Genomic DNA, 14,023 nt, shown 5'->3' on the forward strand with positions numbered 1-14,023 from the left:
TGATGCAGATCGACTTCCCCTTCCACGTCGACCCGCGGGGCCGGTCCGCGGACACCGGCTACCCGGACCACGTGCTGGACTTGATCGAACAGCTGTTGTTCACCACGCCCGGGGAGCGGGTGAACCGGCCGGACTTCGGCTGCGGTCTGCTCGATCTCGTCTTCGAACCGAACAGCCCGGAACTGGCCGCGGCGCTCCAGGTTTCCGCCGAGGGCGCCCTGCAGCGCTGGCTCGGCGATGTGCTCCGGGTGGAGTCGCTGGAGGTGACCGCCGAGGAGAGCACCCTGCGGATCGAACTGCGGTACGTGCTCCTCGCGACCGGTGAGCACCGGCACGACGTCCTCGAAGGGAGCGTGCCGAGATGAGCTGTGTCGACGAGCGGCGCCGGGTCAAGGTCCGGGAGTGCCGCCGCAACGGGATCGACGCGATCAGCGTGAGCGACGACCGGACCGAACTCGCGGTGACCTTCTTCGGCGACGCGCCCGAAGACCTGGAGCCGGCGAACTTCCGGATCGACGGGGGCCGCCGGATCACCGGGATCGAAGTGGTCGCGGTCGAGCGGTGCGCCGACGAGGATCCGGAACTGGAGGACCGGATCTGCCTGACCGTCGACCGGCCGGGAGATCTGTCGGTCTACCGGCTCTGCGTGGTGGAAGCGGATCCGTGCGGCAGGCCGGGAACCGAACCGCATCCCGGCTTCGATCCCCGGTACGCCTGCCTGGAGTTCACATTCGCCACCTGCGAGGACGTGGACTGCGCACCGGACGACGACCGTCCACAGCGGACCTATCCGGAACCGGAGATCGACTACCTCAGCAAGGACTACGCGAGTTTCCGCCAGTTGCTGCTGGACCGGCTGAGCCTGACCATGCCCGGCTGGACCGAGCGGCACGTCCCGGACATCGGGATCGCGCTAGTGGAACTGCTCGCCTACGAGGGCGACCGCCTGAGCTACCGGCAGGACGCGGTGGCCACCGAGGCGTACCTGGCCACCGCCCGCCGCCGGGTCTCGGTGCGGCGGCACGCACGACTGGTCGACTACGCGATGCACGACGGGTGCGCCGCCCGGTCCTGGGTCTGCCTGGAAGCCGAGGAGCAGGCCGAACTGGATGGCGCCGATTTCCGGTTCGTCACCCTGCCCGACGGGGTGCTGCCCCGCCCGGACAAGGCCCTGCTGCACGCCGACCTCGACCGGCGCGATCTGCCGCCGTACCAGGTGTTCGAGCCGGTGCGGAAGGAGAAACTCGTCCTGCGGCCCGCGCACAACAAGATCCCGCTGTGGACCTGGGGCGACTTCGAGTGCTGCCTGCCGAAGGGGGCGACGGCCGCGACCCTGGCCGACGGCAAACCCGGCGAGGACCGCGTGCTGCACCTGGCGCCAGGGGACGTGCTGCTGTTCGAGGAGGTGCTCGGCCCGAAGACCGGGGTGGCCGCGGACGCCGATCACACCCATCGCCAGGCGGTTCGGTTGACCTCGGTCACCCCCGCGGTGGACGAGTTGTACCGGCAGCCGCTGCTCGAGGTGACCTGGGCCCGCGAGGACGCGTTGACCTTCCCCCTGTGCGTCAACGCCCGCGGCGGTCCCGACTGCGCGGACCTCGAAGTCGGCGTGGCCCGCGGCAACGTGGTGCTCGTCGAGCACGGCAGCACGCTCGGCTGGTGCGACCCGTCGGCCGGGGAAGGCCACGACGTCCCGGCACCGGCCGTGGACGAACCGGGCTGCCCCGATCCGGTCGGCTTCGGCTGCCCGGACGAGACCCGGCCCGCCCGGCGCCCGGCCTACCCGCCGCTGCCGATCCGTTTCCGCCCCGAGCTGAAACACCAGCCGGTCACCCAGAGCGTGCCGTTCCCGGCGCCCGCCGACATCGCGGAGGCGCAGGCCCGGTGGCTGCTGGGTCTGGCCGACCGGGCCCGGGACCGGCTGCGCGAGCTGTGGCGGAAGGCCGGTCACCAGAAACTGTCCGAAGCGGACATCAAGTATCTGAAGGTGGCCTTCGGCGCGAAGGTCCTGGCCAAACTCGACCTCGACCACCATCCACGCCGGGCGTTGCGGCACCTGCTGGCCCGGTTCGACGAGTTGCTCGAGACCAAGCTCGACCGGCTCGCCGAACTGATCCGGCGGGCCCGCGCCGGGTACGTCCTGACCGCGCGCGACGAAGGCTGGGAGATCGGCCAGAGCTGGGGCGCGGAGGAAGGCGCGCTGATCGATCCGGACCGGGCTGCGTTCCGCGGCCCGGCGGCCCTCGCGCTGCGCCCGGATCCCCGTGCGGCGCTGCCCGCGATCGGCGTCACCGACCAGTACGGCAAGCCCTGGGAACCCCGGCGCGACTTGCTGGAAAGCGGTCCGGCCGACCGGCACTTCGTCGGCGAACTCACCGACACGGGCCGGATCGCGCTGCGATTCGGCGACGGCCGTAACGGCGCGCGGTATCCGCTCGGGGACCCGCGGGACCCGCTCAAGGCGAAACTGCGCGCCCGGTATCGGGTCGGCAACGGCGCGGTGGGCAATGTGGGCCGGGAGGCGATCAACCGGATCGTGTTCTGCTCGACCCGGGTCGGCGGTATCACCGTGGTCCGCAATCCCTTACCGGCCACCGGGGGCGTCGATCCGGAACCGGTGTCCGAGGTCCGCCGCCGGGCGCCGCGCGAGCCCCGGCACCGGCTGCTGCGGGCGATCACCGCGGCGGACTACGCGGCCCTGGCCGGACGGGTTCCCGGTGTCCAGCGCGCAGCCGGGGACCTGCGCTGGACCGGAAGCTGGTACGAGGCACAGGTCGCGGTCGATCCGGTGGGCGCGACCGGCGCACCGGACTGGCTGCTCGACGAGGTTCGCGAAGCGCTGCACCGGTACCGCCGGATCGGCCACGACCTCGCGGTGTCCAGTGCCGCGCTCGTCCCGCTGGAGCTGGCCCTGCGGGTCGAGGTGCGGCCCGACCACGTCACCGGGCACGTGCGCACGGCCCTGCGGCGGGTGCTCGGTTCCGGCCGGGGTGGCTTCTTCCACCCCGACAACCTCACGTTCGGCACCCCGGTCCGGATCAGCCAGGTGATCGCCGTCGCGGCCGCTGTTCCCGGAGTGTTGCACGTCGAAGTGACCGAACTGGAACGGCTCTTCGGTCCGCTCGGCACCGCGCTGGACACCGGCGTGCTGCCGATCCGGCCGCTCGAGGTGGCCCAGCTCGACGACGATCCCACCCGGCCGGAGAACGGCCGGTTACGACTGGACATGCGAGGTGGCAGATGAGTGCCTGCGAATGCGGCTGCTGCGACGGCGTCGCGACGGCCACGCCGGTGTCCACCGAGAACCGGCCCGGCCTGCCCGCGATCTCGTACCGGATGGGGACGCACGGCGGGTTCCGCGAATCGATGCTGGCCCGGTTGTCCACCCGCCCGGCGCTGGCCGGGCTGACCACCCGGGAACCGGACGATCCGGCGATCGCGCTGCTGGACTGCTGGGCGGTGCTCGGCGACGTGCTGACCTTCTACCAGGAGCGGATCGCGAACGAGGGTTACCTGCGCACCGCGACCGAACCGGAGTCGCTCGCCGAACTGGGCAAACTGGTCGGCTACACGCCGCGGCCCGCGCTGGGGTCCACCACCTACCTCGCCTACACCCTCGACCCCGGCGCGCGGACGGTCATCCCGGCCGGTTCGGGGGCGAAGAGCGTGCCGAAGCAGAACGAGCTGCCGCAGACCTTCGAGACCACCGAGGAACTGGTGGCCCGCGAGGAGTGGAACACGCTCGGGATCGCGATGACCGAGCCGCCGGAACTCGACGCGACGACCGTGCCCGCGGAACTCGGCCGGTTCGCGGTCAAGGGCACCGTGGCCAACCTGCGGCAGGGTGACCGGCTGCTGTTCCTGCTGGGCGTCGGGAAGCCGCTGCCCCGCGTGGTCGAAGCGTCCAAACCGGACTTCCAGGCGGATCGGACCGAGGTCACGCTGGTCCGGGCCGCGGGGCGGTCCGACGATTTCACGCTGGCGATCGGCAAGCTGAAGGAGGCGGTCGGCGCGGCGCTGGGGCAGCCGCCGAAATCGCAGTGGACCGCGGATACCGTCGCGGCGCTGACCGGGCTGAAGCCCGCCCTCGAGCCGGTCCCCGCCGACCCCGGCACCCTCTTCCCGAAGTTGCGGGCGCTGGTGCCGGTGCTGCGCGAGCGTGGCGCGATCGCGCGGGCGCACGGCAACTGCGCGGACACCGCCTGGTTCGACGTCCTGATCGGCGAAGTGCTGCGCGCCGCGCTCGCCGCCCTGCGCCTCGCCGCCGAGACGATCCGCGAAAGCGACCCGGAGGTGCGTTACCTCCGCGACCTGGCCACCGAGCTGATCTGCCCGAAACCCGGCTGCGGCGGTTCGAAGGCGGAAGCCGCCAACGGCGGATGCTGCGAGCACGACTCGAAGAAGGACTGCGGGCGGGCCGTCGCGCTGGTCGGCCTCACCCCGGTGCTGCCGTGGCTGCGCCGGGAACCGTCCCGCCCCCCGAAGCGGTCCACCGAACTCGTGTCCACAGTGGACGAACTGTTCCGGCCCGATGCCGACACCCATCCGAAACTGCTGATCGCCGCCGACCCCCGGCTGGCCCCGAACCTGCACCGGGCCTGGGCGAACCAGCGGATCACGCCGCCGGAGCCGGTCTCCGACCTGCAGGTCTTCCGGGTCAAGGCCAAGGTCGCCGACACCAAGAAGCCGGGTGGCAACGGCGGGGATGTGCACATCGTCGAGGCCGCGAAGACCGAGATCTGGCTGGACACCGTGTACGACGGCATCCTGCCCGGAAGCTGGGTTCTGGTGGAGTCGGCCGGGAAGGCCCCGCAGATCCTGAAGGCGACGGCGGTGGAGCAACGACAGCTCGCGGTGACCGTGGACAAGACCACCGTCGAGGTGCCGGTCACCGTGCTGACCTTCGACGGGACGGTGACGGCGGCCAAGGGCGAACCGGTGTTCGCGCAAGGGGAATCCCTCACCCCGGTCGGCGACCCGATCACCGCGGACATCGAAGGCGACGAGATCGAACTGGCGCGGGTCTACGACGGACTGCGGCCCGGCCGGTGGCTGGTGGTCTCCGGCGAACGCACCGATGTCCCGCACACCAGCGGAATCCAGGCGAGCGAGCTGACCATGATCGCCGGGATCCGCCAGCGGGTGAACCGGGACAAACCCGGCGACGCGGTCCGCACCTTCCTCCTGCTCGCCACCGAACTGTCCTACACGTACAAACGGGACACGGTGAAGCTGTACGGGAACGTCGCCGAGGCGAACCAGGGCGAGACCCGCAACGAGATCCTCGGCAGCGGCGACGCCGGCCAGGCGAACCAGGCGTTCCGGCTGCGGCAGGCCAACGCGGACAACCCGCTGACCTTCCTGCCCTCGGACAACCCGCTGGGCGCCGAGAGCACGCTGACCACCCGGATCACCGGGGTGCGCTGGCAGGAGACGGACGACCTGATCTTCTCCGGGCCCACCGACCACAGCTACGCGGTCACCATCGGGAACGACAAATCCGTGACGGCCGGCTTCGGCGACGGGGTGCACGGCGCCCGGGTGCCCACCGGAGCGGAGAACGTGACGGCGACCTACCGCACCGGCGCTGGCCGGTCGGGCAACGTCGCGGCGAACCAGATCACCCAGCTCGCCGCCCGGCCGCTCGGGGTGAACGCGGTGACCAACCCGCTCCCGGCCACCGGCGCCGCCGACGGCGACGGCCCCGGGGACGCCCGGATCACCACGCCGTTGCGGATGCTGGCCCTGGACCGGCTGGTCTCGGTCCGGGACTACCAGGACTTCACCCGGGCCCGGGCCGGGATCGGCAAGGCGGTCGCGGCGAAACTGCACGACGGCGAGCGGGAGATCGTGCAGGTCACCATCGCCGGGACCGGTGACGTGCCGATCGACCCGGCGTCCGGCCTGTTCACCACGCTGGAATCGGCGCTGGTGCGGTTCGGCGACCTCGGCGTTCCGGTGCGGGTCGGGGTGCGGGAGCACGTGCTGCTCGTGCTCAAGGCGGGGGTCAAGGTCCTGCCCGATCACTCGTGGGACCTCGTCCAGCCCGTCGTGCGGGCCGCGCTGCTCGCCGAATTCGGCTTCGCCCGGCGAGAACTCGGCGAGCCCGCCTATCTCAGCCAGGCGATCGCGGCCGTGCAGGCGGTGCCGGGGGTGGACTACGTCGACGTCGACGTGTTCGACGGCATCCAGGGCGACGTCGACCCGATCACGCTCGCCAAGATCGTGGACGCGCTGACCGGCGCGAAGTCCTGCGTGCCCGCGCTCCCGGCCCGCTACGACGTCCGGGAGCACGAGGTGGTCGAGGACAACCGGTTCGGCGTGGAGACGCTCACCGCGGTCGCCGTCCGCTACGGACTGACCGTGGACGAACTGGCCAAGCTCAACCCACAGGTGACCGCGCCACAGCTCACCCCCGGCCAGCTCCTGACCGTGTCCCGCGGCATCCGGCCCGCGCAGCTCGCCGTGCTCCCGGCCGACGTGCCGGAGGCCCTCACCCTGACGAGGATCCGATGACTCACGACTTCGACCGGCTGTACGAGCTGCTGCCGAGCGTCTACCGGCGGCGCGACGCCGAACAGGGCGGCCCGCTCAAGGCGTTGCTCGAGGTGATCAACGAGCAGGCCGATCTGCTCGGCGCCGATATCGACCAGCTCTACGAGGACTGGTTCATCGAGACCTGCCAGGACTGGGTCACGCCCTATCTCGGCGATCTGGTCGGTTACCGGGTGCTGCCCGGTTCGGGCGAGACGCTGGCCGGCGAATCCGAGGAGGCGCGCCGGCTGCTGGCCGCGATCGCGTCCCGCCGCGATGTCGCGCACACCGTCGGCAACCGGCGGCGCAAGGGGACGCTGGCCCTGCTCGAACAGCTCGCGGCCGACGTCGCCGGCTGGCCAGCGCGTGCGGTGGAGTTCCGGCGGCTGCTCGGGGTCACCCAGGCGGTGCGCCTGCACGGGCGCGATCCGCGGGCCGATCGGCGGCGGCTGCACCGGGGCCGCCTCGCCGGACTGCACGAGATCGACGCGCTCGACCGGCTGGACGGACCGTTCGACCGCCTCGCGCACACCGTTGACGTCCGCCGGGTGAACTCCGCGCGGGGGCGGGGAAAGCACGACATCCCGGCGGTGGGCCTGTACGTGTGGCGGCTGCGGCCGTACTCGATCACCCACGGCCCGGCCTACTGCGAGGACCGTGCCCGCACCCATTTCACGTTCAGCATCCTCGGCAACGACACCCCGCTGCTCACCAAACCGGTGGCCGAACCCGCGCCGACGCATGTCGCGGACGAGACGAACGTTCCCGCGTTCATCCGGCGGCGCGCGTTCGCCGAACGCACCGCCCACTACTACGGGCCGGGCAAGAGCCTGTGCGTGTACCGGAACGGGGACGAACCGGTGCCGTTGAGCGAGATCGTCCCGGCCGATCTGTCCGGCTGGCGGTACACCCCGAAACGCGGCCAGGTCGCGATCGACCCGGTGCTCGGCCGGATCGCCTTCCCCTCCCGCGGCGCGCCGGACACCGGGGTCTGGGTCTCCTACCACTACGGGTTCTCCGACGACCTCGGCGGCGGCGAGTACATGCGGCCGCAGGAACCCCCGGATGCCAAGGTGAAGGTGTACCGGGTGGGCCCGGGCCACCGCGAGCGGATCATGCAGGCGGTCGAGGAGTGGCGGCGGGACAAGGCCGAGCACGCCGAGCACCGCGAGGCGATCATCGAGCTCACCGACACCGGGGCCTACCAGGAACAGATCGAGATCCCGCTGGACCGCGGCGACCGGTTGACCGTCCGCGCCGCGCAGGGCGCCCGGCCGGTGCTGCGGCTGCTCGACTGGTACAGCAATCGCCCGGACGCGCTGCGGCTCGTCGGCACCGGGCAGGGCGACCCGAAGGCGCCGCTGCCCAGGATCGTGTTCGACGGGCTGCTGATCACCGGGCGCAGCGTCCGGGTGCAGGGCCCGATCGGCCAGGTCGTGCTGCGGCATTCGACGCTGGTCCCCGGGTGGTCGCTCGACGAGCACTGCCATCCGGAACACGAGGAGGAGGCCAGCGTCGAACTGTTCGACACCCCGGCGTGCCTCCAGGTGGAGCGCAGCATCTTCGGCACCATCCTGGTCAACACCGACGAGGTGGCGCACGAGCCAAACCGGATCTGGCTCTCCGACAGCATCCTGGACGCCGCGGGGGAGGGCCTGGCCGCGGTCACCGGGCCCGACGACCGGCACGCGCACGCGGTGTTCAACGCCCGCCGCAGCACGGTGCTCGGTCAGGTGCTCACCCACGCGATCGGGCTGGTGGAGAACTCCATTGTGGACGGTAAGCTGCTGGTCGCGCGGCGGCAGTCCGGCTGCGTGCGATTCAGCTACCTGCGGCCCGGTTCCCGTACCCCGCCGCGATTCCACTGCGAACCGGACCATTCGAAGGCGCCGCGCCGGGTGGTCCCGCGGTTCACCGGCGCCCGGTACGGCACGCCCGGGTACGCGCAGCTTTCCCAATCCTGCCCGGAAGAGATCCGGCGGGGCGCCGAGGACGGTGCCGAGATGGGCGCCTTCCACGACCTGTTCCAACCGCAACGCGAGGACAATCTCCGGCTGCGGCTCGACGAATACACCCCGGCCGGATGTGACGCCGGGATCCTGATCGCCACCTAGGAGACTGTGATGCAAGCCGACTTCTCGCGCCGCACCTTCGACCGCGCCAAGCACTTCTCCGCGGTGCTGTCCCAGCAGGGCCGGGTCCAGCTCGACGCCGATTTCAACGAGCAGGCCGCGATCCTGTTGCACCAGTTGCGCACGGTGGTGACCGATCTGGTCGGCCACGCGGCCGCCCCGGAGGCGTACGCCGGGTTCGCGGTCGAGCGGGAACCCGCGGACGCGACCAAGAAGCTCGAGGACCTGCGCGTCTCCCCGGGCCGGATCTACGTCGACGGGATCCTGGTGGAGAACGATCTCGGGACGGCCACCGACTCTTCGACCTGGACCAGCTACTGGCGCCAGCCGGACGGTTACCTCGATCCGGAGAACCCGGAGGACCGGCTGCCGGACACCGGTCCGTTCGTGGTGTACCTGCGGGTGTGGGAACGGCTGATCACCGCGTTGCAGGATCCGGCCATCCGCGAGGTCGCCCTCGGCGACCCGGGACCGGACACCGCCGTCCGGTCGAAGGTCGTCTGGCAGGTGGCGAAGTTCCTGGTGGACAAGGAGAACACGGCGCCTCCGGCCGCTCAGTTCGACGCCTGGCGGAAGGAGCTCAACCCGAATCCGGGCCTGCTCGCCGCCCGGGCGAAACGGCCCGGGCGGGCCGACGAGGACGTGTGCGATCTCCCGCCCGAGGCGCGGTTCCGCGGCCTGGAGAACCAGCTGTACCGGGTCGAGGTGCACACCGGCGGCCTGGCCTGGCAGGACTGGACTGGCGACCGGACGCTCCGGAAGGACGAGTGCGGCCTGTCCGGGGCGACGTTCAAGTGGTCCCGGGAGAACGCTTCGGTGGTGTTCCCGATCGTGTCACTCTCGGGCGCCGAGGTGGAACTGGCCACCCTGGGCCGCGACGGCAAGCTCGCCCTCGAGGTCGGGGACTGGGTGGAACTCGTCGACGACGCCACGGCCAGCCGGGTCGCCGACGACGTGCTGCCCAGCGACGAACCGGTTCCCGCGCCTTCGCTGCGCCAGGTGGTGGCCATCGATCCGGCGGACCGGCGGGTCACCCTGGACGCGGAGGTGGCCGAAGACTGCGGCCCCGGCAGCCGTCCGGAACTGCATCCGTTCCTGCGCCGGTGGGACCACGCCTCGCCGACCGCCTACGAGAAGGGCAAGCGCGACGTCGCCGAGGACGGGGCGCTCCCGCTTGTCGAAGGGCAGTGGATCGACCTGGAAGACGGCGTGCAGGTGATGTTCGCCGAGCGTGCCGACCCCGGCACCTACCGCCGCGGCGACTACTGGCAGATCCCGGCGCGGACGGTCCCCGGTGACGTGGAATGGCCGCAGGACGATCGGGGGCCGCAGGCGGTTCCCGCCCATGGTGTCGCCTATCACTATGCGGCGCTGGCTGTGGTTACCGCGGCGGGTGCGGTGACCGAGCCTCGGCCGGTTTTCAGGCCTCAGGTCGGGTCTCCGGCTGGGTCGCCTGTTCAGAAGCGGGTTTCGTCCGGGTCGCCGAAGCCGCGTACCGCGCAGTCGACGCGGCGATCTTCGGGTGGATCCGGTGATGGCTGAGCAGCAGGACCTCCGCCGTGCCGAGCGGCGCGGCGGAGGTTTCGGGCTGCCTTGAGACCGGACCTATCCGGCGCTCGGCAGGTAGTCCGCGCGGTCGGCTTCGTGCAGCAGCCGCTGCATCTCGGGGGACGGGCCGACGCCGAGTTCCCGGCGCAGCAGCACCCGGTAGGAGTGGTAGGTGTTCAGCGCTTCGGAGTAGTTTCCTTCGGCGAGGTGGATCTCCAGCAGAAGCCGGTGCGGGGTCTCCCGCAACGGCTCGGCGCGCATCGCGGCGAGGGTCGACTCGACGGCCTCCCCGTACTTGCCCTGCCGCAGTTCGTTCGCCGCGAGCCTTTCCATGGTGTGCAGGTAGAGCTGGCGCAACCGCTCGCGTTCGATGAGCACCCAGTCGTCGAACCATCCGGGGAGCAGTTCGCGCAGCCCGCCCATCCGCAGATCGAGGACGTCCGGCGGCTCGTCGCCCACCGCGGCGGTCTTCGCCGACAGCACCAGGTCGTCGACGTCCACCCGCACCCAGTCGTGCAACCGGAGCGTCTCGCCCTGGGCCGCCACGACCGGCGCCCCCAGCTGGTGCAGCCGCCACAGCGCGGTTCGCAGGCTGCCCAGTGCGCGCTGCTCGTCCGATTCCGGCCACAGCACGCCGATCGCGTGCGCGCGGCTCGCCCGTCCCCGCAGGCCGAGGAAGGCGAGCAGCCGTTGCAACGTCCGCGGCACGTCGACGGTCCCCTCCGCGCACGCGAGCGCGAATCCGTCGAGCAGCGACAGCCGAGCCTCACCCGTCATGACCAGGACCACCCCTCCGCACCCATGAACGTGATCAAGGGTCCCGCCGCGAACGGTCCGTGGTCGCGCCCCATCGCGACACCGATGGGGCCACCCCTTTCCGCCCGAAGGGTCGGTTGCGCGGTTGCCCGATCAGGCAGCCGGTGTCGTCCATGTGGACGATCGACGGACCGTGGCCAAGACGGTGATTTCCAGACAGGCTCGCACCGGAAGTTGATGACCTTTCGTGAGGTGGGCGATGATCAAATATTCGCGGTGGGCCCCGCCCGATCAGGTCGACGAGGTCGAGGCCCATGTCCGAGCGCACTTGTCCTCGGTGGCCGACGGCGCCGACGATCCCGAGAGCCGGGCCGGGGAAGTGGTGATCGAACGGAAAGAGGAGTCCGAACCGGCGGGCGTCCTGGTCGTCGGCACGCTCGACGCCGAACCGGACGCCGCTTATCTGCGCGACGATTTCGATCCCGAGGACGACGTCCGGCGCAATCCGCTGTCGGTGCCCTCGATCAACGACGAGGAGAGCCGATGAGTGTCGCACGCGCACGGGAAGTCCGGGACCGGCTCCGGGCACTGGGTTTCGTCGTGCACGAATGGCCGGGATGGGAGTCTCGGGGCAATGGTCAGAGTTCGGCCTACGAGGGTGCCATCTGGCACCACACCGGAAGCGCCTACGGCAGCGCGTATCGCGGTTTGGTGGACGGCAGGCCGGATCTGTCCGGGCCGCTGTGCAATTTCGCCGGCAACGCGGATGGCAGTTTCACCCTGATCGCCGCGCATCCGGCGAACCACGCCGGCGCCTCCGGCGGCCGCAACACGGCGCCGCTGCCTCGTACGAGGACGTTCAACCGGTGCGTCATGGGCCTGGAAATCGTCTACCCGGGCGACAAGCCGATGACCGACGCCCAGTACCGGGCGATGCTGGCGTGGGGAAAGGTGACCACGGACGTCTTCGGCTTCTCCGACATCAACCGGGTCAAGGGGCACGCGGAAACCAGCATCACCGGTAAGTGGGACCCCGGGTTCGCGCCGGGGAAAACGATCGATCTGAACAAGGCCCGCGCCGACGCACGGGCGGGCAAGGGAGGCGACGACATGTTCGAGGACGGCGACCGCAACGCGTTGAAGAGCATCAAGGACAACCTGTACTACGGCGGAGGCGATCGGTCGCGTTTGGACGATCTGCTCGATCTGGTCAAGTCCATTCACGAAATGGTCTCCTCGGATCACCAGAACCTGTACCACGGTGGCGGTGACCGGTCGAGACTGGACGACCTGATCGACGACGTGAAAGCGATCAAGAGCGGAAAGGTGAAATAGTCCGGGAAGCGTGTGCGCCGCCGCGGTCTGCCGGCCGCGGCGGCGCTTCAACGTCAGCCCGGCGGTTTGCGGAGCAGGAAGAGGAAGTAGCCGATGTGGTCGCGGAAGAGCGACCGGACCAGCGGAACCAGTTCGTCCATCCGCGCCACGAGCTCCGGCCCGTAGCGTTCCAGGATCTCGTCGTGCCGGTCGGCGTACAGAATTCCCATGAGCTCGCCGGAGAAGGCGCAGTTCTGCGTCATGTTCTCGGCCCGGACGAGTTCGAATCCGGCCGTGTCCGCGAGGGTCAGCAGTTCCGTGGGGGTGAGTGGCGGAGCGCAGGACCAGGTTTCGCGATAGGCGGCCAGTTCCTGTTCGGATGGGTTACCGCGCTGGGTGAATTCGGTCAGCAGGAAATGGCCGCCCGGGCGTAGGACCCGCCAGGCCTCCTGCAATCCTTTCAACCGATCGGAAAGATGCGGGTAGCTGTCAATCGCCCAAGCGGCGTCGAAGGATTCGTCCTCGAAGTCGAGGTCCATGGCGTTGCCGTAGACGAACTTCACCCGGTCGGCCGCACCGGCGGAGCGCGCCAGGTCGGCGGCCTTGGCGATCTGGGTCCGGCTCACGGTGATCCCGGTGACCCGCCCACCGCTGCGCTGGGCCAGCCGCACCGCCGGGCCTCCGGTGCCGCAGCCGATGTCCAGTAGGTGCTCGCCGGTGCGGAGGCCGATGGTGTCGATGAGGAAATCGGTTTGCCTTTCCTGCGCGCGGTTCGCCAGGTCGGTCAAGGTGGCGGCGGGAGCGCGTTCGTGGTGGGGCGCCCACATGCCGATGTGGATGGCGGTGTCGCCGATCGTCAGGGAGTAGAGGTCGCCGAACTGGTCGTAGGCGGCCCCGACTTCGTCCGGAGTGGGTAGGGAATCGTTGACTGGTCGATCGTTTGTCGTCACAGTGCTTCTCCCGAGCGATAACTGGGGACGTTGCCAGGGTAGTGGGCGGTGCGCTCTCGGGGCAGTGAGTTCGTGGTGGGGGTGGTTGCCGTTTCTTGGAGTTGGGTTGGGTTTCAGGCACGCCTTCGGCGCGCCGTGGGAAACTGTCGCTCCACGGGTCGATTCCCGTCGTTGGTCACCAGCGACAGTTCCCCACGGAATGGGCATCTTTGGTCGCGTTGGCGGCCGTGCCCGATTCACCTTCCGCGAGTCCCCCGTTCCGGTCGCGCGAGTCCCCCGTTTTGGTCGGGTGAGTTCCCCGTTTCGGTAGCTGAACACCACGATCCGGCATGCGCCCCCCACAGAATGAGCATGTTTGGTTACGGCAGCAGCCGCGCCCGATTCACCCATTCGAGATGGGTGTTGATCTTCCGTTGTCGATAGAATGGGAGACGTGGAAACGAATACCAGACTTGCGGACCTGAAAGACATTATTCAGTTGGAGGGGGAGGTGATTGCGCGGGCGCAGGCTCGGCAGTTGAGAGCCATTGCGGAACTGGACAACCTGCAAGGAAGATCCCGCGGTGTGCCCGTCGAAGTGGCTTGGATGCTGAAACTGACGGAACACAAGGCGGCGAGGAAGGTGGCGCTCGCGCGGACGCTCACCACGCGGCTGCCCGAAACCCTGAAAGCCATGGAGGGTGGGGTGATCGACGGGGAGAAAGCCTCCAAGATCGCCGAACCCACGGCATACTTGAGCGATGAGAAGGCCCGTGAGGTTGATGCCATCATGGCCAGCCGGTTGCAGGG

10 protein-coding genes are annotated in these 14,023 nt (G+C 70.1%); 8 read left to right on the forward strand and 2 right to left on the reverse strand.

Translation table 11 applies throughout. The annotated features are described in order from the left end of the window. The first annotated feature begins 2 nt into the window (after positions 1–2). Genes FXO23_RS41830 through FXO23_RS41850 form a run of 5 tightly spaced genes read left to right on the forward strand, consistent with a single transcriptional unit; the run spans position 3 to position 10,208 of the window. On the forward strand, positions 3–365 hold the full coding sequence (locus FXO23_RS41830; RefSeq protein WP_158892943.1) for a GPW/gp25 family protein: 363 nt from the start codon (positions 3–5) through the stop codon (positions 363–365). Next, a complete protein-coding gene (locus FXO23_RS41835; protein ID WP_158892923.1) occupies positions 362–3,244 on the forward strand; it encodes a putative baseplate assembly protein in 2,883 nt (960 codons plus the stop codon). Before FXO23_RS41830 ends, FXO23_RS41835 begins: the two co-directional genes overlap by 4 nt. Then, on the forward strand, positions 3,241–6,516 hold the full coding sequence (locus FXO23_RS41840; RefSeq protein WP_158892925.1) for a putative baseplate assembly protein: 3,276 nt from the start codon (positions 3,241–3,243) through the stop codon (positions 6,514–6,516). Before FXO23_RS41835 ends, FXO23_RS41840 begins: the two co-directional genes overlap by 4 nt. Then, positions 6,513–8,648, forward strand: coding sequence for a hypothetical protein (locus FXO23_RS41845; protein ID WP_158892927.1), 2,136 nt, complete (start codon positions 6,513–6,515; stop codon positions 8,646–8,648). Before FXO23_RS41840 ends, FXO23_RS41845 begins: the two co-directional genes overlap by 4 nt. Positions 8,649–8,657: 9 nt before the next feature. Beyond that, a complete protein-coding gene (locus FXO23_RS41850; RefSeq protein WP_179957030.1) occupies positions 8,658–10,208 on the forward strand; it encodes a DUF6519 domain-containing protein in 1,551 nt (516 codons plus the stop codon). A 63-nt stretch (positions 10,209–10,271) separates the two neighbouring features. Here FXO23_RS41850 and FXO23_RS41855 read toward each other — a convergent pair whose 3' ends face one another. Beyond that, positions 10,272–10,991, reverse strand: coding sequence for an AfsR/SARP family transcriptional regulator (locus tag FXO23_RS41855; protein WP_158892929.1), 720 nt, complete (start codon positions 10,989–10,991; stop codon positions 10,272–10,274). A 238-nt stretch (positions 10,992–11,229) separates the two neighbouring features. On the opposite strand from FXO23_RS41855, the gene FXO23_RS41860 reads away from it, so the two are divergent. Beyond that, positions 11,230–11,517, forward strand: coding sequence for a hypothetical protein (locus FXO23_RS41860; RefSeq protein ID WP_158892931.1), 288 nt, complete (start codon positions 11,230–11,232; stop codon positions 11,515–11,517). Further along, a complete protein-coding gene (locus tag FXO23_RS41865) occupies positions 11,514–12,305 on the forward strand; it encodes a peptidoglycan recognition protein family protein (protein WP_158892933.1) in 792 nt (263 codons plus the stop codon). The genes FXO23_RS41860 and FXO23_RS41865 overlap by 4 nt, the downstream gene beginning before the upstream one ends. Before the next feature lie 53 nt (positions 12,306–12,358). On the opposite strand, the gene FXO23_RS41870 is transcribed toward FXO23_RS41865, so the two are convergent. Then, a complete protein-coding gene (locus FXO23_RS41870; RefSeq protein WP_246258344.1) occupies positions 12,359–13,234 on the reverse strand; it encodes an SAM-dependent methyltransferase in 876 nt (291 codons plus the stop codon). A 433-nt stretch (positions 13,235–13,667) separates the two neighbouring features. On the opposite strand from FXO23_RS41870, the gene FXO23_RS41875 reads away from it, so the two are divergent. After that, positions 13,668–14,023 (forward strand): DUF222 domain-containing protein (locus FXO23_RS41875; RefSeq protein ID WP_246258345.1); only part of this gene is annotated, 356 nt, incomplete at its 3' end.

Source organism: Amycolatopsis anabasis (assembly GCF_009765355.1).
Classification (GTDB): domain Bacteria; phylum Actinomycetota; class Actinomycetes; order Mycobacteriales; family Pseudonocardiaceae; genus Amycolatopsis; species Amycolatopsis anabasis.